This window comes from Pseudomonas sp. XS1P51, from assembly GCF_054897845.1.
Genome location: NZ_CM142707.1, coordinates 4,455,416 through 4,477,354, shown reverse-complemented (window position 1 = coordinate 4,477,354; position 21,939 = coordinate 4,455,416). Strand labels below are relative to the sequence as shown.

General features: G+C 58.7%; 13 protein-coding genes. 2 read left to right on the top strand and 11 right to left on the bottom strand.

Going from position 1 to position 21,939, the window contains the following annotated elements:
• Positions 1-46: 46 nt before the first annotated feature.
• Positions 47-1,174, bottom strand: coding sequence for a sensor histidine kinase (locus ACYZUD_RS20870; protein WP_462019940.1), 1,128 nt, complete (start codon positions 1,172-1,174; stop codon positions 47-49).
• A 240-nt stretch (positions 1,175-1,414) separates the two neighbouring features.
• Here ACYZUD_RS20870 and ACYZUD_RS20865 point away from each other — a divergent pair, with 240 nt between their 5' ends.
• Both ACYZUD_RS20865 and ACYZUD_RS20860 read left to right on the top strand, forming a co-directional pair.
• Complete coding sequence (locus ACYZUD_RS20865; protein WP_462019939.1) at positions 1,415-6,691, top strand: dermonecrotic toxin domain-containing protein; 5,277 nt, start codon at positions 1,415-1,417, stop codon at positions 6,689-6,691.
• 69 nt (positions 6,692-6,760) lie between these two features.
• Positions 6,761-12,793, top strand: a complete 6,033-nt coding sequence (locus tag ACYZUD_RS20860; RefSeq protein WP_462019938.1) for an NEL-type E3 ubiquitin ligase domain-containing protein — start codon at positions 6,761-6,763, stop codon at positions 12,791-12,793.
• Between the two features lie 69 nt (positions 12,794-12,862).
• Here ACYZUD_RS20860 and ureC read toward each other — a convergent pair whose 3' ends face one another.
• From ureC to urtB, 10 genes are all read right to left on the bottom strand, one after another.
• On the bottom strand, positions 12,863-14,563 hold the full coding sequence (gene ureC, locus ACYZUD_RS20855) for an urease subunit alpha (protein ID WP_462019937.1): 1,701 nt from the start codon (positions 14,561-14,563) through the stop codon (positions 12,863-12,865).
• Positions 14,564-14,732: 169 nt separating this feature from the next.
• A complete protein-coding gene (locus ACYZUD_RS20850; protein ID WP_462019936.1) occupies positions 14,733-15,041 on the bottom strand; it encodes an urease subunit beta in 309 nt (102 codons plus the stop codon).
• Complete coding sequence (locus ACYZUD_RS20845; protein ID WP_462019935.1) at positions 15,041-15,574, bottom strand: GNAT family N-acetyltransferase; 534 nt, start codon at positions 15,572-15,574, stop codon at positions 15,041-15,043. Before ACYZUD_RS20845 ends, ACYZUD_RS20850 begins: the two co-directional genes overlap by 1 nt.
• Before the next feature lie 6 nt (positions 15,575-15,580).
• Positions 15,581-16,114: a GNAT family N-acetyltransferase gene (locus tag ACYZUD_RS20840; protein WP_462019934.1), complete on the bottom strand. Its 534-nt coding sequence runs from the start codon at positions 16,112-16,114 to the stop codon at positions 15,581-15,583.
• A gap of 9 nt (positions 16,115-16,123) precedes the next feature.
• A complete protein-coding gene (gene ureA, locus ACYZUD_RS20835; RefSeq protein WP_033055605.1) occupies positions 16,124-16,426 on the bottom strand; it encodes an urease subunit gamma in 303 nt (100 codons plus the stop codon).
• A gap of 223 nt (positions 16,427-16,649) precedes the next feature.
• Positions 16,650-17,489, bottom strand: coding sequence for an urease accessory protein UreD (locus tag ACYZUD_RS20830; protein ID WP_462019933.1), 840 nt, complete (start codon positions 17,487-17,489; stop codon positions 16,650-16,652).
• A gap of 30 nt (positions 17,490-17,519) precedes the next feature.
• Positions 17,520-18,218 (bottom strand): urea ABC transporter ATP-binding subunit UrtE, encoded by a 699-nt coding sequence (urtE, locus tag ACYZUD_RS20825; protein ID WP_060542795.1) that lies wholly within the window; start codon positions 18,216-18,218, stop codon positions 17,520-17,522.
• Positions 18,219-18,390: 172 nt separating this feature from the next.
• Positions 18,391-19,263, bottom strand: a complete 873-nt coding sequence (urtD, locus tag ACYZUD_RS20820) for an urea ABC transporter ATP-binding protein UrtD (protein ID WP_462019932.1) — start codon at positions 19,261-19,263, stop codon at positions 18,391-18,393.
• Positions 19,260-20,339, bottom strand: coding sequence for an urea ABC transporter permease subunit UrtC (gene urtC, locus ACYZUD_RS20815; RefSeq protein ID WP_462019931.1), 1,080 nt, complete (start codon positions 20,337-20,339; stop codon positions 19,260-19,262). The genes urtD and urtC overlap by 4 nt, the downstream gene beginning before the upstream one ends.
• Positions 20,339-21,841 carry an urea ABC transporter permease subunit UrtB gene (gene urtB, locus ACYZUD_RS20810; RefSeq protein WP_462019930.1) on the bottom strand — a complete coding sequence of 501 codons (1,503 nt, stop codon included), beginning with the start codon at positions 21,839-21,841 and terminating at the stop codon, positions 20,339-20,341. Before urtB ends, urtC begins: the two co-directional genes overlap by 1 nt.
• Positions 21,842-21,939: the final 98 nt, after the last annotated feature.

The window sequence follows — 21,939 nt, the reverse complement described above, 5'->3', positions numbered from 1 at the left end:
CGTTTCACTCGACAGCTCCTACAGGGCTCCTACATGAGTGTTTGATTCAGATCTTGCGTGGCAACACCACGGTAAACAGCGTGCCATCGGCTTCATTGGAGCTGACTTCGATTGTCCCGGAATGGGCGTTCACCACTTCCTTGACAATAAACAAACCCAGACCAAGGCTGGTGGATGGCTGACCGAGCTCTTCGTCAGCGCTGCGCACCAGCGGATCGAAGATTGTGCCGATGGCATCCTCGGGAATCGGGGCTCCGTAGTTGTGCACCGTGAGGCGAACCGTGTCGGGCTCACCACTGAGGGTGACCGTCACGTCCCGCTTGTTCGAACCATGCTGCAATGCGTTACCGATCAGGTTCTGCAGCAGTTGGCCCAGTCGCCGGGCATCCCAGACACCGCGGGTGTCTCCCACTACTTTCACCGTCGGGTCGCATTCCGGGTTACCGGCGCAGGCTTCGGCAATCGCCGCATGCGTTGCATCAGCCATGTCCATGGGCGCCGGTTCGATCGGCAAGCTCTTGCCCAGCCGGCTGCGGACCAGCTCCAGCAAATCGCTGACCATCGCTGCCATGTGCCGCGCGCCCTGCTTGATGTTGTTCGCGCAGGTCAGCGCATCACCTTCGAGCGTGGCTTTGCGCAGCAGCAGTTCGGTGGACATGCTCACCGCTTGCAACGGTGCGCGCAGGTCATGGCCGAGAATCGCCAGGAAGATGTCCCGCGAGCGATTGACCTGCTCGGCATAGGCCGCCGTGGATTCGGCGAGGGCTTCGTCGATGGCTTCATTGAAGCGGATCATGTCCTGGAAATAGGCCCGGTCCGGTGACTCCAGGCTGTCGACCCATCGGCGGATGACACACGCGCGCAAATGGCGAAATTCGCTGGTCATCTGCACCAGGTCGAAACCCACGGTATGACGCAGTTCACCATGGCTGGCACCTGCTTCGTCCAGGGTGGGGGTTTTCTCCGGGCCTTCACCCCTGGCTTTGGCGAGTTGTTCGCTGTTGGTTTGCGGGGTGGTCATGTCGCGCGCGGCGGCTAACAGGATCGCCTTGGCGTGGTCGCGCAAGGCCACTCGATCCATGTTTTCGGCCGCCGGGGTAATGGTACTGGCGAACTGTTCCCATTCATCGACGATACGGTCCACGTGTTGCCTGATGAAATCGGGGAGGCGCATGGTCGGTTTCCTGCTTGGAATGTCAGGGAATCTTAGCCTCTTTAGACGCGGGTTAAAAACTACCGCTGAGGGCCCGGATCACCGACCCGGCCGGCAGGGTGGTATTTAATTATTTTTCAGGTTCTTAAGTTCAATGTTGTTTTGAGTTTTTCGGTGTTTTCCAGCAGTTTTTTGAGCTTTTGTTTTTGGGGGTGTTGAATAAGCTGAGGGTTCTGATAATCGCATAGGGATCTTGCGAAAATGACTGTAGTACCAGAAAAAGCCATGTCGGAAATTTCTCCGAAAGTGGTGAGGTTAGTCGAAAACATTTATTCGGATTATCTAGCAGAAAAAATTCCAGCCCTGATTAAAAGTGCCCCTGTCTCAAGGTTGAAATCGATAATTGACCTTAATCCTGACTTCCCGGATTGGTATATCCAGGCACGGCCTATTGATCGTCAATATTTGCAAGAGCTCATACAGGAACGCTGTCGTTTACAAGACGCCATCTCTGACCTGCTAGGTAACCTGCAAGCGGACATCAATGCGTTTGCGACGCCATTACTTGCTCGAGCCATCAAGGATGAGTTGAATTTCGAGCTGGATGTCAGCACCACTTCATTGCGTCTTTACGCTCCTGCGAAGCTGGGTTTTGGCATCGATACCCATGCCAGTCGAGTCAGGCAATCGTCACTGCTGGAGGCCGCCCTGCATAACTTCGAGGCGTCTGAAACACTGGAAGGGGCTTTTCGCGACGGCTCAGGGGTCTTTATCCAAGACGCTGAAGGGGAACTGCAACGCCATGAATTGTCTGTCGAAGCATTCGCCACATTGTGTCGCCAGCTCAATATCGGGGCACAGTATCAGCAACACATCAAATCGCTGCTGAAACCCGCTGTCGTTGCTGATCACCAAAGACTTGGAGAGCGGTTCATGGCCCATGAGAGGGCTGCTTTCAGTGAGTCCATGCTCATCGCGTTTTTGAAAAAAGATATAGATTCCTACACCTACGGAAAGCTGAAGGAAGTGCGGGATAACCAGAAAAACATCCTGTATCAAAACCGCCCGCTACACGTTCATCGGCTCTCACTGTTAGGCGTGAGATTGACGGGTATCGTGCTGTTCAGTGCGGTGGCCGAACCCTCGCAAATAAAAACCGCTATCGAGCAGTTGGTACCGGAAGAACTGCAACACCTGATGGAGTGGTCGCGCCGTCTGAGGGTTTTGCCGGGGCAGGAGTTTGACCAGTTCAAGATATTGCAGGCCTTCTTTGCCAACGGCCCGACTGGTGTAGCCGAGGAAATGGTTCGCCGAAACGATATCTATGAGCAAAGTCGGCTGGACGGGAAATTGATCGCCTACATCCCCGACGACCCGGACCATCCCCTCAAGCAATACGATTCTTTCACCGATTTCATGAAGGAGCTGACGAGCCAACTGTGCTCTGCTCAGTACCAACAGTTCTTTAGCCGATTCGTGCCTCACAAGGAAAAAGGCCGCTTCTTCGCGCGCGTCAACGAGCGTTTTACCACCTTCACGTGGAAACAGCGCGAGCCCCTGGACATGGGCCCGTGGTGGCGAGAGACAGCCGTCGAGAACCCCGATGCCGAACCGATCACCCATGTGATCGAAGGTGAATTCTGGCAACAGTTCTACCTCTGGCGCAGGGACAAGGCGCTCGCCGATACGCGATTGATCGCCGTGCCCACGGGCGATGAAGACGCCGCTGCGCGCTGGAAGCGACTGACCAGTTATCTGGACATCGGCTGGAACATTTTCAATTTCGGCGCCATGTTGGTGCCCGGTTTAGGCGAAGCCGTGCTGGCCGTCATGGTCGGGCAAATGATGTTCGAGACTCTGGAGGGGATTGAGGACTGGAGCAAAGGCGACAAGGAAGAGGCATCGGCTCACCTGACTGGCGTCCTGATCAATTTCGCCCAATTGGCAATCATGGGCGCCGGCCATGTACTGCCGGGTGGTGCGCCGGCACCGCTCAAAGCTTCACCCTTTATCGACGGCCTGAAAAAGGTCGAGCTTCCCGATGGCAAAAACCGTCTCTGGAATCCCGACTTGAACCCTTACGAACATCAGGTGACGTTGCCTGGGGATTCGAAGCCCAATGAACAGGGTCTTCATCGACACGACGAAAAAGACATCCTGTCGCTGAAGGGCAAGCATTTCGAGGTAAGGGAAAATCCACACACTGGACAGCCACGACTACGGCATCCAAACCGGCCAACGGCCTATCAGCCAAGACTGGAGCATAACGGCGCCGGTGCCTGGCAAACCGAACTCGACCGGCCCGTCGAGTGGGACAAAACCGCGCTCATGCGGCGTCTTGGACCTTCTGTTGACGGGTTCTCCGACACAACGCTGGAGCAGATCCGCACCGCCAGCGGTGTCGAAGAGGATGTGCTGCGCAAACTGCAGGTGGAAACCGAGCCGCCGCCCGTGCTGTTGGCCGACACACTCAAGCGCTTCAAGGCCTATGCCGATGTGGGGGCGCTGGTGGAGCAGATACGGGCCAATCAGGTTGCGCCAGAATGGGCGGATCACCTGCCGGCATTGATGACAGAGTTACCGCGATGGCCCGAGAACAAAGGCATCGAGCTTTTTCGCGGGCCGGAGTTGTGGGGTGACTCCATCCTGCATGGCAACCCGGACGCCACGTCTGCCCAGCGCGTGAAGTTAACCCTTGCGGAACTTAAGGCCGGGAAATTATCCGACCGCGTGGTGGATGCCTTCGACGAACAAGAAATCAGGCAGATACTCGGTCGGAATATCAGTAGCGACAGGCAAGTGCGAATCGACGCTTTACAGGACCGCCTGGCGATGCGTGCAGAGCAGCAGAAGAATCGCCTCTTCAAGGCGTTTTACAAACACGCAACGGTCGAGGCCGACGCCAACGTGGCCTTGCTTCAAGACGCCTTTGGGGAGCTACCCACCAGTGTCGCCAAAGAACTGCTGGCGGGCGCCTCGCCGGAAGAGCTGTCGGCGATGGCCGAACGCAAGCGCATCCCGTTGCACCTCAAGGAGCGGGCCCGTGCAGCGTTGCTGGAGGTACGGCTGAATCGTGCTTATGAAGGCCTTTTTCTCGATGCGCTGGAGAATGCGGACACCGAAAGACTGGTGCTGCACACACTGGAATCCCTCCCGAACTGGCCGGACACCGTGCGCATCGAAGTGCGCAACCGTGCAATGACAGGCTCGCTTGATGACAGCATTGGCCCGGCGCAAGCCTCTGTTCGCAAGGTTCTGATCAAGAACCAAGACGGCTTGTACGAGGCGCGCAGTGCAGACGACCATGTGCTTCATGGTCCCGACAACCTTTTTGCTGCGGTGCTGCATGCCTTGCCCGATGCCGAGCGCGATGCCCTGGGCTACACGATCAGTCAAACCGAGACCCTCAGGCAAATCGTTCAACGTTCTCCTCTGAGCCACGACAAGCTCAGGGCGATCCTGGCGGACAATCCTGCGCAACGGCTGAAGTACGATCCCGAAACGATGAAGCTGCGAGGCGGTATGCAAGGCTTCTCACAAACGCTTCGTCGTGCGACCGGGCAACTGAGCGCGCAAGAACGTGTTCGCTCGCTTCGCCCCGGCTGGAGCGAAACCGACATTCAAACTTATCTGGAGCACAGCGATAGCGGGGGAACGCCGGAAGAACGGGCAGGTGTCCTTGAAGCCGAGTTCAATCAACTCAACAGCAGCTTTCGGCGCTGGCTGGATTCACCCACCGATTCGCTCAGCTTGTCTTCGGATGGCATTTCACAATGGCAGTCGCGCAATAGCGTCTATAGGGCAGTCAGGCGCTGCTGGCAGCGCAGCGGCCCCCGGGATCTTGACGCCCAGGGTAACCCGAGAGGGTGGATTCTGGATCTCAGTAATATCCCCATGGGGCGACACCTGGAAACGATGCCGAAACTGGAAGCGAATTTTGAGCATGTCACTCAACTGAAATTGCTCAACACCGGAATGACCGATGCTAATGCTTCGTTCCTCGAGCATTTTCCAAGGCTGCGCTCCCTGAGGATGAACGACAATCGGCTGACCCGGCTACCAACGGCTGTGGGCCGAATGCAATTTCTGACCGAGTTGCATCTGGCCAGCAACCGGATCGAATTGACCCTTCAAGCAAGGAGCGCACTGCGCGATCTGGTTCGGCTCGAGTCCATCGACCTGCGAGGCAACCCTCTGCGATGGGTTCCGGACATCGGTCGCATGCCCATGTTGCACACATTGATGCTGTCGGACACCGGGATCAATACCTGGCCCGGCGGCCTGTTTTCCCAGCCACGTTTGCGACACTTCTATCTGAGCCTGCAGCGCAATGTCATTACCTTTGTGCCTCAGGTGGTACCAGGTTCCGTAGAAGCGGAGTTGCTGGCCAGAACGCTCTTCAGTCGTGAGCCGCAGTGGCTATCCGAGGCGAACCTGAATCAGCTCAGAGACTATATCCGTTCCGTGGGCCTGGACCCTGATCGGCCTTACCCGTCCCGTGGCGTGCGCGACAGTCTCGACTGGGAGGAAGGCTTGACGCGAGCGAAATGGGTCGACCGGCAGCCCCTATGGAATGAAGTGGAGGATGAAATCGGTTCAGTGCCGTTCTTCGATCACATCAGACTGCTCACCAAGTCCAGCCACTTCACCAATGATCAGGCGTTCAGGGTCGACATGACGGCCAAACTCTGGCGAATGCTGGAGGCCATGTTCAAGGACAGCGAACTGCGCAGCAATATTTTCACGCTGGCTCGAGAGCCGATCAATTGTGTCGATGCCGGAGCGGCGCTGTTCAATGCCATGGGCCTTGAGGTGCTGATTCACGAAGCTTACGAATTGGCCAGCCCCAGTCTGGTCGAAGCCGAACTGGTGGAGCTGGCCAAGGGTAAATCCCGCCTGGATGAGTTGAGCCGGATCGCTCATAAGGAAATTGCCAGGCGACTGGAGAGCGGTGAGGACTTCAGGCGGGTTAATGCGCAGGGGGAGGTCACAGGGACCATTGATGAAGTCGAGACTCATCTGGCTTATATGACGGATCTTGCCAGCCGGCTGGACTTGCCGTGGCAATCGCGCGACTTGCAATTTCGAACGCATTCCGGTGTCACCCCGGCGATGATCGACGATGCCTGCACGCGTGTGCTGGTGCTGGAGGAGGGCGATCTTTTGCGCGATTCAATCGTCGAGCAGCCCTTTTGGGAATCTTACATTCGGGGTTCCAATCGTCGTGCATTCAAGGCTATCAAGCGCCGGCTCGATGCGACGACGGAGTTTTTCCAGGCCCTTGAAGAACGGGCTACCGCGTCTCTTTCCGTGCAGGAAAAAGCGCAACTGAAAGAAGAGATCAGGGTACTCGCGGCAGAGCTTGGCAAACCGGAAAGCGAGTTCGCCCCCGGACGCATCATGACCGCCGACGAGTACGACACCGAAATGAATCTGCTCAATGCCGAGAGGCTGGCATTACTCAAAACGCTGACCCGGCAAGCGATGGATCGGGCAAAACTGCAACGGGTTGAAATCCCCTTTACCGTTAAACCCTGATTGTTACTCCGGCACGAAGACTCACAATCTTCGTGCCGGCCCAATGAGTCGTACATAAGGATATGTACCTTGAGAAATAAACACGAAAGCCCTAAAGAAACGGCGGTGCAATCACCCGCTGCCGATCAACAAAGTGCCCACGCCGAGTTCATTGCCCAGTCCATTCCGGCCTGGCTGGTGAACGCCTCGCCTGAACGTCGAGAGGCAGTAAAAAATGCACCGATCATTCTTCCTGACTGGTATCTGGCCGCATCCCGGACGCAGCGGCAGGTTCTGAATGCGAGTTTTGAAGCAAGTGTGGCGTCCCAGAGCCTGCTTGATAAAACCATGTCAAGGATGCAGGACATCAACGCCTTCGCCGCGCCCTTGCTGGTCAAGGCACTCAAGGATCAATTCGCTGTGGCGCTGGACGTCGGCAAAACATTCCTTCAACTGAAGAAGCCCTTGGAACTGGGCATTTTCGAAGTGGAGGTCAACACGTTCGAGGTGTTGAAGTTGCCTCTGCTGCAAGCCGCGCTACACAATTTCGAAGAGGATGAGTGTGCCGCCGGCCACTTTCACTCCTCATCAGGCTTCGTTACCGAATCGACACCGGGCCAACTCAATAAGGTGACCACCTCTTTGACTGTGGTGCAGTTTTTGAAACTGTGTCGGGAGCTGGACATCGGTGCCAAGTATCAGGCTTATCTGAAGGACTTTTTACAACCTGAAAACCCGGTCGCAGAAGCGTTCCTGAGGCAGCGGTTTGTGACCAGCCAGAAAGACGCGATGCTCGCTGCCGCCGAAATGGCCTTGTTGAAAAAGGACATCGAACCGAAGGACTACGCAATGATCCTGTCGGTCATCGGCGGGGAAATGAATCCCGAGGTTGACGGCAAACCGGTGTGGTTTCGTGACCTGGGGTTGATGAAGAAAAAGATGACGGGCTGCGTCCTGTTTCTGATCGGAGAAAAGTATAAGTACTCCGATGAAATGGTTCTTTACGTTCCCCATGATCCGGAGCATCCGCTGAAACGCTACAAGGGTCGGGCGATGGATGAGGAACTCAAACGCCAGTTCATGGCCACCGATGCTTCGAAACCCAAGGACGGCAGTCCGACTGCGTATCAACAGTTTTTCAGCCAGTTTGTGGCCTATGCCGATCACCCGTACTACTTCAGTCAGTTCACCCGCAAGGCGGCCGACGCACTGGCGGATCCGCTGGCCGCTCTGCGATCTCCCTGGATAAAAGGGCTTGAGGTGCTCAATCCGCTTTCTGTGTTTGTCACACCCAAAGAACTGCCACCGGAGCAACCACCCAAACAGGAGCCGGTCGAAGCCCCTTACATTCGTACCTCCAGTTTTGCCCAACGAGGGTTGTGGGGACCCAATGGTGATCTATGGGTGGAGCTCTACGAGAAGAGCCGTGACAAGATCATCGCTGATGCCCGTCATTACGCGGTTCCCACCGCCGATGTGGATGCCACGGTCCGGGCGCGGAAAATCGCTGTGTTGATGGAAATCGGCATGCTGGTATTGAACGGCGTTTCGATGTTTGTACCGGTGCTGGGCGAGGTCATGATTGGCGTCATGGCCGGCCAGATCTTGAGCGAGACGTTCGAGGGGGTGATCGAATGGAGCGAGGGCGATCACCGGGCTGCTTTGGCGCACCTGACTGACGTTGCAGAAAACCTTGCACTGATTGCGGTCCTGCATGGCGCAGGAAAAGGAGTTGGCAAGCTGACGGCCATCAAGCCCGATCCTTTTGTCGAGGGGTTGCAGCCGGTCACTTTGCCAACGGGGGAGCAAAGACTGTGGAAACCTGACCTCGGGCCTTACAAAGCTCCAATCCAGCTGCCGGCGAATTCAAAGCCAGACGCGTTGGGCCTGCACCGTTACAAAGGTCAGGATATCCTGCCGCTGGAAGATGATCGTTTTGTTGTCAGGCAGGATCCGCACGACGGGCAATATCGTATCCAGCACGCAAGCCGTGCAGATGGGTTTGCACCGCGACTGGAGCATAACGGTGCCGGCGCCTGGACCCATGAGGCCGAAGAGCCCTTGAGTTGGGACGGACCGATCCTGATGCGACGCCTGGGCTATCGCGCGCAGGCGTTCACCGATTCGCAGTTGGAGCAGGCGCGGATCACCAGTGGTGTGGAGCCCGATCAACTGCGTCGGCTGCATGTCGAACAACAGCCGCCAGCGGCGCAGCTGTCCGATTCCCTCACGCGCTTTCGGATTGACCGGGACATTGAAACGTTCAGCGAACAGATCGGCAGCAATGACCCTGGGGTCTACGCAAAGGCTGATTTGCGTATGCAGTTCAGGGTTATGCGCAGTCAGGAACTGTTACCCGCTACACCCCCGATCAAAGTCCTGGACAGCAGGGCAAGGCTTATCTGGGAAGATCCTGTAATGGGGACCGAACCAACACGCAGATTGACGTTCGTCGTGAGTGATCAGGACGTGGCAAAAGGCGCTGTACTCACCTCGTTGCTGGACATGTTCAAGGCGCAAAAGATCAATATCGCAGGCGTTCCGGGGACGGCGGATTTGACGCTGGAGCAACGAGCCGTTGAGCTGCGCAAGGAAATCGCTCGCGCTGTGCAGAACAGGAAGCGCTCATTGTTCGAGTCGCTGTACCGAGAGCAAGATGTCAGTGTCGGCAGCTCCGCGGAGCGGATCAAAGTATTTTTCCCGCAATTGCCCAGCGTTGTCGTGGAGCAGATCCTGAAGGGCGCGACGCAAGAAGATCTGTTGGCTTTGGGCGACTCCGGGCCTTTGCCTCACGGCATTTACGAGCAGGCAGAAACGGCGCGCCAGGAGCTGCGTGTGGCCCATGCCTATGAAGGCCTCTATATCGAGACTTCATCCGGCATCGACAGTGAACGCTTGGCCCTTAGAAGTCTTGGCGCGCTGCCAGGCTGGCCGAAGGACGTGCGCTTCGAGCTGCGCGAATATGGACCGCAAGGCAAATTGCTGGACGCAATCGGTACGTCGCAGACACCGGCACGTGCGGTGCTGGTGGTTGATGAAAACACCCGGTTTGCTCAATCGCCTTCTGCAAGTCTCTACTCGTCTGTCTTACAGGCCTTGACGGCAGAAGAGCGGCAGGCAATAGGCTTCACCCTCGAAGACGCTGAACGATTGAAACTGACGGTGCAGCAGGCGCCGTTGCCGCGGGATCAATTCAGGGCCGTTCTGCAGAAGCACCGATTGCTCAGGCCGAGTGTCGAGCCGGGCATGAAACTGCTCGGCGGCGTTGGTCCCTCCAGGGTGGCCAACTTCTTTCGAACGTCCCAGGCGCGGGTGCTCAAGCTGTATCCCGACTTCAGCGAGGTCGAGGTCGAAGCCTTCCTGCGCTCATTGGGCGAGGATGTCCGCGGCGGACTGACTCGACGTGAAGCTGAGTACGCCATCCTCAAAAACGAGTTGAACACCTGGGTTCAAGCCCGTGTTACAGCCGAAAGCAGCCCCTCTGTTGCTGGGCGAATCCCGGGTGGGCGCGAGAGTCAGATAGCCAGCAAGATCAAGCGTTGCTGGAAGCGGCAGAGTGGCTCGACACTCGCCATCGACTCCCCCATAGATCTGCCGGTGTTGAGTGCCCAATTCAGTCATGTCGATACGCTCGCGCTGACCGGTTCACACGTGACCAACCTCAACGCCTTTCTCAAAGGATTCACCGGTCTCAAGAGCTTGAGCTTGAAGTCGATGGTTCTGCTTAGCGAACTGCCAGAGGCGATCGGTGAAATGAAGAGTCTGACTCACCTGAACTTGCGCGCGAGCCGGATTCGATTTAACGAACACAATGCTGCAATGCTCGGTAAATTGAGTGCTCTTGAGGAACTCGACCTGCTGAAAAATCCGCTGGGTATTGCACCGGACTTCAGCACGATGACGCGACTGAAGAAGATCAACCTCAGTGGTACAGGCATAGACCAATGGCCGGCGGGCACGGAAAATCTGCCTGACCTGCAGCTGCTGGATTTGCGCGAAAACGAGTTGACCGAAGTGCCCCGTGCGATGCTTTCTGTGGCGGATGATCAGCTCGAAGTGAACGCCAAAGTCATGCGGGTCACCCTCCTGGAAGATAACCCTTTTACTCCCCAGGGTTGGCAGCAGCTCAAGGCGTATCGCGAACAACTGCAAACGCTAAGGCCTGAATTGCTGGAGGGAAGTCTTCCGGGTGCATTCAAGGTTCAGGACTCGATGAGTGCCAGAATTCGCCAGCTGTACCCCGGCTTCGACGAGTTTGAGGTGGCGGAATTTCTGCAAACCCATGGGAACGCGGCTGAGGTCGAGCTGACTCGCCTTGAGCGTGAGTATGAAACGTTGAATCGGCAGTTATCGGCCTGGGCGTTTTCGGGAGGCGGCGCGCGCCAACGCTACGTGCGGGCTGGCCAGAGGCAGGACTTCTCCCATCTGGAAGACAGGTACCAAGCTGCCGAGCAGATTCGTCGTTGCTGGAGACGGCAAACGCCGCAACGAAATGCGGTTGATGGTCGCCCGATAGGCTTTGAACTCGACTTGACTGGCCAGACGCTGGACAGCGTGCCGGACCTTGAGGCCGACTTCAGTCATGTGGGTTCGCTCAAACTCAACAACATGGGCCTGAGCGTTTCGCCGGAGGGATTCCTTACGCATTTCAGAGGCGTGCGCTGGCTGGACCTGTCGAGTAACCAGTTAACAGCGATCCCTCCCGCGCTGGGTGAAATGCATGGGTTGACCCGTTTGTTTCTCCAGAGAAACCGCATTCGACTAACAGCCGAGACTGCTCAGCTGTTGGCCGGGCGGACAACACTCAGGGCGTTGAGCCTGTCTTTCAACCCTCTGGGTATGCTGCCGGATTTCAGCCAAATCACGGATATGCGTTCGCTTTCTTTGAACACGATCAGTGTTGATACCTGGCCAGTCGGCTTGGGTGAGCAGCCGTTGCTGGACGCTATCGACCTTAGAAACAACCAGATTACGACGATTCCGGAATCGGTGATCGCCCCACCTGCCGAGCAATTGGAGAACGTGGCGCGCCTCAACGGCTTTACCTACATTGGTGGCAATCCCTTGTCTGAGGTCGTCCAGCAACAGCTGCGCGATTATTGGAGCCGGATCGAGCGCGAACGTCCGGATCTGTGGGGGCAGAGACGACCGGGCGCTTTCGAGTATCAAGCTCCGGCGGCATCTGTAGATCGTGTGATATTGGGAGGGCAGGAACAAATAGCGCTTCAGCGTTGGACCAAAGACCTGCCCGCTGACCAGCTCCTGGCCAGGCAGACCCAATGGCAGTCACTGTTCGCACAGGAGGGTTCCCATGGATTTTCCCGTGTGCTCAATGACCTCGAAAACACTGGTGTCGGCCAGGAAGATCTTCAGAGCCGCGTGTGGGAGGTCATCGACACCATCACTGAAGCCAACCCCGAGTCCGAAGCATTGCGCGGGGAGATGTTTGAGTGGGCCGGGCGGCCGGCCTGTTGTGACCGTGCAGCCTTGTCATTCAGCAATCTGGAAATCATGGCGATGGTGTACAGGGCCCGAACGCTGGCCATGGACGGGGAACAAAGTACGGCGTTGCTGAAATTGTCCCGAGGATTGTTCCGGCTGGACGAGGTCGAGAAAATTGCGTTGGCCGAAATTGAGAGCCGCACCGCCGAAATCAATAACAGACCCGGTTTAACGCAGGCCCAAAGAGCACTTTGGCTTAATACACTGGAAGATGTCGAAATCAAACTGGCCTACCGCATCGGCCTCAAGGATCGGCTCGATTTGCCGGGGCAGCCTCGCCAAGCCCGATTCACTCGCATTGCCAACGTCACGCAGGCAATGCTGGATGAGGCGTATGCAAAAGTGGTGGCACTGGATAACTCACCGGAAGAGTTTCAGTCGCTGGTAGCAAAAGATTTCTGGAAGGACTTTTTGACGAACAAGTACCGCCCGCAATTCGAAGCACAGCGCGAACCCTACCAGGATCGCCTCGCCAGTCTGCGTGAAAGCCAGCAGGCAGGACAAGTAACAGAAGAACAATACAAGACGCAGTCCGAAGACCTGGATGCCCAGCTCCAGATCGAAGAGTCCGCACTGATCGAGAAACTCACTCGTGAGGAGTTGACCAAGCACCCGCTCTGACCTGACAACCGATGAACAAAGGCCTGGATCTGCGCAAGCATCCAGGCCTTTTTTATACCGCTCAGCCGATCAAAACAGGAAGTAACGCTGAGCCATTGGCAACACATCCGCCGGCTCACACCACAGCAAAACGCCGTCAGCCTTGACCTGATACGTCTGCGGATCGACGTCGATGTCTGGCAGATAGTCGTTGTGAATCAGGTCGGTTTTCTGCACCTCGCGACAACCTTTGACCACAGCGATTTTCTTCTTCAAACCCAGGGCTTCAGGAAGGCCGGCTTCCTGCGCAGCCTGACTGATAAAGGTCAGGCTGGTGGCGTGCAGCGAGCCTCCATAACTGGCAAACATCGGACGGTAATGCACCGGTTGCGGCGTCGGGATCGAGGCATTGGCGTCGCCCATCAGGCTGGCCGCGATGGCGCCACCCTTGAGAATCAGGGTCGGTTTGACCCCGAAAAACGCCGGGCGCCAGAGCACCAGATCGGCCCATTTACCCACTTCGACCGAACCCACTTCATGGCTGATGCCGTGGGTGATTGCCGGATTGATCGTGTATTTGGCGATGTAGCGTTTGGCGCGGAAGTTGTCGTTACCTTCTCCATCACCAGGCAACGGGCCGCGCTGTTTTTTCATCTTGTCGGCGGTCTGCCAGGTGCGGGTGATGACTTCACCGACGCGGCCCATGGCCTGGCTGTCGGAGCTGATCATCGAGAACGCGCCGAGGTCGTGCAGGATGTCTTCGGCGGCAATGGTTTCGCGACGAATGCGGCTTTCGGCGAAGGCCACGTCTTCGGCAATGCTCGGGTCCAGGTGGTGGCAGACCATCAGCATGTCCAGGTGTTCGTCGATGGTGTTGCGGGTGAACGGCCGCGTCGGGTTGGTCGAGCTCGGCAGCACGTTGGCAAACCCGCAGGCCTTGATGATGTCCGGGGCATGTCCGCCCCCCGCGCCTTCGGTGTGGTAGGTGTGGATGGTGCGGCCCTTGAAGGCGGCGAGGGTGGTTTCGACGAAGCCGGACTCGTTGAGGGTGTCGGTGTGGATCGCCACTTGTACGTCGTATTGATCGGCGACGGTCAGGCAGTTGTCGATGCTCGCCGGCGTGGTGCCCCAGTCTTCGTGCAGCTTGAGGCCGATGGCGCCGGCCTTGACCTGTTCGATCAGCGGCTCCGGCAGGCTGGCGTTGCCCTTGCCGGTGAAACCGATGTTCATCGGGAAGGCATCGGCGGCCTGAAGCATGCGTGCCAGGTGCCACGGTCCGGAGGTGCAGGTGGTCGCGTTGGTGCCGGTGGCCGGTCCGGTGCCGCCGCCGATCATGGTGGTGACGCCGCTCATCAGCGCTTCTTCGATCTGCTGCGGGCAGATGAAGTGGATGTGCGTGTCGATGCCGCCGGCGGTGAGGATCATGCCTTCACCGGCGATGACTTCGGTACTGGCGCCCACCGCGATGGTTACGTCGGGCTGGATGTCCGGGTTGCCGGCCTTGCCGATGGCGGCGATGCGACCGTCCTTGAGGCCAACGTCAGCCTTGACGATGCCCCAGTGGTCGATGATCAGCGCGTTGGTGATCAACGTGTCGACCACTTCTGCAGCCAGTAACTGGCTCTGACCCTGGCCGTCACGGATGACTTTGCCGCCGCCGAATTTCACTTCTTCGCCATAGGTGGTGAAGTCTTTTTCGACTTCGATCCACAGCTCGGTATCGGCCAGGCGGACCTTGTCACCGACGGTGGGGCCGAACATGTCGGCGTAGGCTTGTCTTGAGATTTTCATGGGCTTGCCTTGGGATTCAATTGTTTTTGAGACCGCTCGCGTCGCTCGCTATCGCAGCCTCGCTGCGCTCGACAGCTCCTACAGGTGTTCACGCAAGGCCCGGTTGCTCTCGGCCTCTGTAGGAACTGTCGAGTGAAACGAGGCTGCGATCTTTTGAAAGCACCGCAGATCAGTCGAGATCACCCATGATCCTGCCGGCAAACCCGAACACCCGACGATGCCCGGCCAGGTCGACCAGCTCGACCTCGCGGCTCTGCCCCGGCTCGAAGCGCACGGCGGTGCCGGCGGGAATGTTCAGGCGCATGCCGCGGCTGGCGGCGCGGTCGAAGGTCAGGGCATCGTTGCTTTCGAAAAAGTGGTAGTGCGAGCCGACCTGGATCGGTCGGTCACCGCTGTTGGCCACCTTCAGGCTGAGGGTGCGGCGGCCAACGTTGAGTTCGATGTCGCCGGACTGGATCTGGTATTCACCGGGAATCATCAATGGGCTCCTTGGAGAATCTTGTAGTAGAGAGCCGTCGGTTTGTACCGGCCGCTCGGGTCGCAGGCGTAGTCGGGGATTTCACCTGCCTTGGTGTAACCCAGGGCTTTGTAGAAGTCCTCGGCAGGGGAGCCGGCTTCGGTGTCGAGGTAGAGCATGCCGCGCTTGTGCTGAAGGGCGGCTTGTTCCAGAGCGCTCATCAACTGTTGCCCCAGACCCCGACGACGAGCGTGTTCGCGCACCAGCAGTTTCTGCACTTCGGCGCGGTTCAGCCCGTTGGCTTTCTGGCACAGGGTCAGTTGCACGCTGGCCTGCACTTGCTCGTCCTTGACCACCACCCACAGCAGCACGTTGCCTTTGTTCAGATTGGCCTGGACTTCATCGAAATAGGCGCGGGCCTGGGTCGCGTCCAGATCGGCCATGAACCCGACGCTGGCGCCATAGCCGACGGCGTCGAGCAGCAGATCAATCAAACCCTGACGATAGTGCGCAAAGCTTTCAACATTGACGCGTCGCAATTGGGCGGCGTTCATCGGGCGTTACTCCTTGCTGGCGGTCGGTGGCTCCGCACCAGGATTGAGGGTCAGTTGCATGAAGGTCAGGTCGAGCCAGCGGCCAAACTTGGTGCCCACCTGGGGCATCTGACCGGTGGTCACGAAACCGGTTCGTTCATGCAGGCGAATGGAAGCGGCGTTTCCGCTTTCGATGGCCGCGACCATGACATGCTTGTCGCAGCCTTTGGCGCGTTCGATCAGCACGTCCATCAGTTGCGGGCCGAGACCATTGCCTCGCTGGTCACTGCGCACGTAAACCGAGTGCTCCACGGTATGGCGGAAACCGTCGAACGGGCGCCAGTCACCGAATGAAGCGTAGCCCAGCACCGTGTTGTCGCCGTCAACGATCACCAGAATCGGATAACCCTGGGATTGCCGGGCGCTGAACCAGGCCTGGCGGTTGCCCAGGTCCACGGCCTGTTCGTTCCAGATCGCCGTGGTGTTCCGCACGGCGTCGTTGTAGATGTCGCGGATCGCCGGCAGGTCGGCGTGCACTGCATCGCGGATCTCGTAAGTCATGGCGTGGCCTCAGGCGATCGGTTGGTGAACGGTGACCAGTTTGGTGCCGTCGGGGAACGTGGCCTCGACCTGGATCTCCGGGATCATTTCCGGGATTCCTTCCATCACTTGTTCGCGGCTGAGCAGGGTGGTGCCGAAATGCATCAACTCGGCCACGGTCCGGCCATCACGGGCGCCTTCGAGCAGCGCTGCAGAAATGTAGGCCATTGCTTCCGGGTAATTGAGTTTCACGCCGCGCGCCAAACGCCGCTCGGCGACGAGGCCGGCGGTGAAGATCAGCAGCTTGTCTTTTTCGCGTGGGGTCAGGTCCATCGTTGGAATCCATTTTTGGCAGAATGAAAATCTAATGTCTTGCTCCCTTTGTAGGAGCTGTGTAGGAGCTGTCGAGTGGAACGAGGCTGCGATCTTTTGATCTTTCCCGGGCATCGCTGAAGATCAAAAGATCGCAGCCTCGTTCCACTCGACAGCTCCTACAGTCCTACAGTCCTGCAGTCCTGCAGTCCTGCAGTCCTACAGTCCTACAGGGGGCAGGTGTTCAGGTGGCCCATATTCGCGGTGGGACGGCTTCGCGACCGAGCAAAGCAGGCCTCAGCAACCGCCACAAATCAATCAACCAACCTCGCGCCAGCAGCGCTTCACTGGCCAGGCAGCGAGCAACCAAAAGCCCAGGCAATTGCGTCAGATCCCCGCGCACATCATGGGTCAGCGAACGGCAACGCTCCAGCAAATCACTGTCGATCTCGCCAGTCACCAGCAAGGTCGCAAACACCGGCTGTCCGTCCAGCCCGATCGGCGAATCCAGCAAACCATCACCCCCGACAATGCGCTGGCGTTCGTGCCAGAGCAACTGGCCGTCGCGGCGGATATCCAGCTGCGCCTGAAAATGCCCAAGGTCGAAACGTTCGCCGCTGGCCGGGCGACCCAGGGCGACCACATCCCAGTAGAACAGCCGCGCATCGCCTTCAAGGTCGATGGACGTGCTGAGTTCTGCCTGGGCGGCGCTGAAAATGATCGTCTCTTGTGGCAGCCATTCCAGTGTCGCACCGCTCGCCACTTTCAAGTCCAGCTGCTGATAGGCGGGCCCGGCCGCGCGATACCACTTGGCCGCGCCGGGGCTGGTGATTTGCGCCCAGGCATCGCGGCCGACGCTGGCCGAGATGTCCAGCCGGTCACCACCGGCAATCCCGCCTGGCGGGTGAACGATGATGTGCTGGCAAACCTCAGGCCCTTCGGCATACAGGTGCTTTTGCACCCGCAGCGGGCCTTTATGCCGACGTTGGACCGGGCGCGTACTGTCGCCGAAACGGGCGTAGCCGAGTTCCAGCTCAGCGTGCCAGCTTGGGGTAAACAGAGCAGTGGGGGCAGGTAAATTCATGGTTTCTAATTTTCGTCAGGACGCTGCAGATTAGATCGTAACCAGACCGCGTACACCCTCGGCTTCCATATTTTCTCCGCGGCCCTGCTGCACGATCTCACCGCGAGACATCACCAGGTATTGGTCGGCCAGTTCGGCGGCGAAATCGTAGAACTGCTCCACCAGCAGAATCGCCATGTCACCACGGGCCGCGAGTTTCTTGATCACCGCACCGATTTCCTTGATCACCGACGGCTGGATGCCTTCGGTAGGCTCGTCGAGAATCAACAACCTTGGGCGGCTGGCCAGCGCCCGGCCAATCGCCAATTGCTGCTGTTGGCCACCGGACAAGTCACCACCGCGCCGTTGTTTCATTTGCAACAGCACCGGGAACAGCTCGTAGATAAATGCCGGGACTTCCCTGGCTTCGGAGCCGGGAAACCGCGACAGGCCCATCAGCAGGTTTTCTTCCACGGTCAACCGGCCGAAGATTTCCCGGCCTTGGGGCACATAAGCGATCCCCGCATGAACCCGTTGGTGCGGCTTGAACGTGGTGATCGGTTTGCCTTCCCAGTTCACCGCGCCCTCTTTGGCCGGCAGCAACCCCATCAGGCATTTGAGCAGGGTGGTCTTGCCCACACCGTTGCGCCCGAGCAGGCAAGTGACTTCACCGACCTTCACGTCAAACGTCAGGCCCCGCAGGATGTGGCTACCGCCGTAGTACTGGTGCAGCTTGTCGACTTGCAGCATGTTCAAATTCCTTCTGTCTCACACAACCCGCTTGACCCACCCTTGACCCACCTCTGTAGGAGCTGTCGAGTGAAACGAGGCTGCGATCTTTTGATCTTCGGCGATGCCAGGAAAGATCAAGATCAAAAGATCGCAGCCTCGTTTCACTCGACAGCTCCTACAGGGAGAACGGCTACCGCCCGAGGTAGACTTCGATCACACGCTCGTTGTCCTGCACCTGTTCCAGCGATCCTTCGGCCAGCACGCTGCCCTGGTGCAACACCGTGACATGGTCGGCAATGGAGCCGACAAACCCCATGTCGTGTTCCACCACCATCAGCGAATGTTTGCCGGCGAGGCTCTTGAACAACTCAGCGGTGAACTCGGTTTCGGCGTCGGTCATGCCCGCTACCGGTTCGTCGAGCAACAGCAATTGCGGGTCCTGCATCAGCAACATGCCGATTTCCAGAAACTGCTTCTGACCGTGGGACAGCAAACCCGCCGGCCGGTTGACCGAGGGTGTCAGGCGAATGGTTTCCAGCACCTCGCTGATGCGATCGTGCTGTTCGCCACTGAGCCGGGCCCGCAGGCTGGCCCACACTGACTTGTCGGTTTTCTGCGCCAATTCCAGGTTCTCGAACACGCTTAACGCCTCGAACACGGTTGGCTTCTGGAATTTTCGCCCGATCCCTGCCTGAGCGATTTGCACTTCACTCATCTGCGTCAAGTCGAGGGTTTCACCGAACCAGGCCTTGCCGTGGCTGGGCCGGGTCTTGCCGGTGATCACGTCCATCAGCGTGGTCTTGCCCGCGCCGTTGGGGCCGATGATGCAGCGCAATTCGCCGACGCCGATGTACAGGTTCAGCGCGTTCAGCGCCTTGAAGCCATCGAAGCTGACGCTGATGTCTTCCAGGGTCAGGATGGTGCCATGGCGGGTGTTCAGGCCGGGGCCGACGCGTTGGCCGAGGCCAATCGCGTCGCGACTGCTGCCGGCGTCCCTGTTGGGCTCCAGCGGCGGGAAGAAGGCCGGTTCGAGCATGAATTCAGCCGTCGCAGTCACTCTCATTGTTCACCCCTTTTTTTCAGCAGACCAATCACGCCTTTGGGCAGGTACAACGTCACGACAATGAACAGCGCGCCGAGGAAGAACAGCCAGTATTCCGGGAACGCCACGGTGAACCAGCTCTTCATGCCGTTGACCACGCCGGCGCCGAGCAGCGGACCGATCAGCGTGCCGCGACCACCCAGCGCCACCCAGACTGCGGCCTCGATGGAGTTGGTCGGCGACATTTCACTCGGGTTGATGATGCCGACTTGCGGTACGTACAGCGCACCCGCCAAGCCGCACAGCACAGCGCTCAACACCCAGACAAACAGCTTGAAGCCACGCGGGTCGTAACCGCAGAACATCAGGCGGTTTTCCGCATCCCGCAGGGCGGTCAGCACCCGGCCGAACTTGCTCTGCGCCAGGCGCCAGCCGATGAACAGACTCGCTACCAGCAACACCACCGTGGCGAAAAACAACACCGCGCGGGTGCCCGGTTCAGTGATGCCGAAACCGAGAATAGTACGGAAGTTGGTGAAGCCGTTGTTGCCGCCAAACCCGGTTTCGTTGCGGAAGAACAGGAGCATTCCGGCGAAGGTCAGGGCCTGGGTCATGATCGAGAAATACACGCCCTTGATCCGCGAACGGAAGGCGAAGAAGCCGAACACCAGCGCCAATAACCCAGGCGCCAATACCACCAGGCACATCGACCAGAGGAAGCTGCTGGTGCCGGTCCAGTACCACGGCAATTCGGTCCACGACAGGAACGTCATGAACGCTGGCAGGCCATCACCCGAGGCCTGGCGCATCAGGTACATGCCCATGGCGTAACCGCCGAGGGCGAAGAACAGGCCGTGGCCGAGGGACAGTAGCCCGGCGTAACCCCAGACCAGATCCAGCGCCAGGGCGACGATGGCGTAGCAGAGAATCTTGCCCACCAGCGTCAGCGTATAAGCCGAGACATGCAACGTGCTCTCGGGCGACAACAGCGACAGCAGAGGCAATGCCAGCAACAGAACGAGGATCACCGCGCCAACGGCGATCGTGACTTTGGCGCCGGCCTTTTGGGTGGCCGTGAGCATCAGAGGCTGGTTCATCAGTCGATCACCCGTCCTTTCAGTGCGAAGAGGCCTTGCGGACGTTTCTGGATGAACAGAATGATCAGCGCGAGGATCAGGATCTTGCCGAGCACGGCACCGATCTGCGGTTCGAGAATCTTGTTGGCGATGCCTAAACCGAAGGCCGCCAGCACGCTACCGGCCAACTGACCGACACCGCCGAGGACCACCACCAGGAACGAGTCGATGATGTAGCTCTGGCCGAGGTCCGGGCCGACGTTGCCGATCTGGCTGAGGGCCACACCGCCAAGGCCGGCAATGCCGGAACCGAGGCCGAAGGCGAGCATGTCGACACGCCCGGTAGGCACGCCGCAGCAGGCGGCCATGTTGCGGTTTTGGGTGACGGCGCGCACGTTCAAACCCAGGCGCGTTTTGTTCAGCAGCAGCCAGGTCAGCACCACCACAAACAAGGCGAAGGCGATGATCACGATGCGGTTGTACGGCAGCACAAGGTTGGGCAGCACCTGAATCCCGCCCGACAACCACGCCGGGTTGGCCACTTCGACGTTCTGTGCGCCGAACAGCAACCGGACAAGCTGAATCAGCATGAGGCTGATGCCCCACGTGGCGAGCAGGGTTTCCAATGGACGGCCATAGAGGTGACGAATCACCGTGCGTTCCAGCGCCATGCCGATCGCCGCGGTGACGAAAAATGCCACCGGCAACGCGATCAGTGGATAAAACTCGATGGCTTGCGGGGCGAAGCGCTGGAACATCAACTGCACGACGTAAGTCGAGTAAGCACCAAGCATCAGCATCTCGCCGTGGGCCATGTTGATCACACCGAGCAGGCCGAAGGTGATCGCCAGTCCCAAGGCGGCGAGCAGCAGGATCGAACCGAGGGACATGCCGCTGAAGGCCTGACCGAGGATCTCGCCGATCAGCAGTTTACGTTTGACCTGGGCCAGGCTGGTTTCGGCGGCGGTACGCACGCCCGCATCGGCTTCGATACCCGGTTCCAGCAGGCTTTCGAGGCGGGTGCGAGCCAACGGGTCGCCGGTTTCACCCAGCAGACGCACGGCGGCGAGGCGCACGGCCGGGTCGGTGTCCACCAGTTGCAGATTGGCCAGCGCCAGGCTCAAAGCCGCGTGAACGCTTTCATCTTTTTCGCCCGCCAGTTGCTGGTCGAGGAATTTCAGCTGCGCGGGTTTGGCGCTTTTCTGCAATTGTTGCGCGGCGGCCAGACGGATTCTGGCGTCGGCGGCGAGCAATTGGTGGCTGGCCAGAGCGGTGTCGATCAGACCCCGCAGGCGGTTGTTCAGGCGCAGGGTTTTCGGTTGGCCGTCGATGGTCAATTCGCCTTGTTGCAGGGCGTTGATCAGTTCGACACGGGCCGGATCGGGCTGCGCGGCCCAGGTTTCCAGAAGCCTGGCCTGCTGCACGGGATTGGCCGCGACGAAGTCTTCGGCGTCACCGGCATGGGCGGCCATCGGCAACAGCAACGCGATGGCAAGGAATAGACGGTAAAGGGCAGTGGGCATGTCATTGGCCTTGCGCGGACTTAATGTGGGAGCGAGCCTGCTCGCGATAGCGGACTGATATTCACCATCAATGTCGACTGTCGTGGCCCCATCGCGAG

Excerpts from the sequence above, each read along its gene's own strand:
- ACYZUD_RS20870 (WP_462019940.1), bottom strand. The coding sequence starts at position 1,174 with ATGCGCCTCCCCGATTTCATCAGGCAACACGTGGACCGTATCGTCGAT.
- ACYZUD_RS20865 (WP_462019939.1), top strand. The coding sequence starts at position 1,415 with ATGACTGTAGTACCAGAAAAAGCCATGTCGGAAATTTCTCCGAAAGTG.
- ureC (WP_462019937.1), bottom strand. The coding sequence starts at position 14,563 with ATGAAAATCTCAAGACAAGCCTACGCCGACATGTTCGGCCCCACCGTC.
- ACYZUD_RS20850 (WP_462019936.1), bottom strand. The coding sequence starts at position 15,041 with ATGATTCCCGGTGAATACCAGATCCAGTCCGGCGACATCGAACTCAAC.
- ACYZUD_RS20845 (WP_462019935.1), bottom strand. The coding sequence starts at position 15,574 with ATGAACGCCGCCCAATTGCGACGCGTCAATGTTGAAAGCTTTGCGCAC.
- ACYZUD_RS20840 (WP_462019934.1), bottom strand. The coding sequence starts at position 16,114 with ATGACTTACGAGATCCGCGATGCAGTGCACGCCGACCTGCCGGCGATC.
- ureA (WP_033055605.1), bottom strand. The coding sequence starts at position 16,426 with ATGGACCTGACCCCACGCGAAAAAGACAAGCTGCTGATCTTCACCGCC.
- ACYZUD_RS20830 (WP_462019933.1), bottom strand. The coding sequence starts at position 17,489 with ATGAATTTACCTGCCCCCACTGCTCTGTTTACCCCAAGCTGGCACGCT.
- urtE (WP_060542795.1), bottom strand. The coding sequence starts at position 18,218 with ATGCTGCAAGTCGACAAGCTGCACCAGTACTACGGCGGTAGCCACATC.
- urtD (WP_462019932.1), bottom strand. The coding sequence starts at position 19,263 with ATGAGAGTGACTGCGACGGCTGAATTCATGCTCGAACCGGCCTTCTTC.
- urtC (WP_462019931.1), bottom strand. The coding sequence starts at position 20,339 with ATGAACCAGCCTCTGATGCTCACGGCCACCCAAAAGGCCGGCGCCAAA.
- urtB (WP_462019930.1), bottom strand. The coding sequence starts at position 21,841 with ATGCCCACTGCCCTTTACCGTCTATTCCTTGCCATCGCGTTGCTGTTG.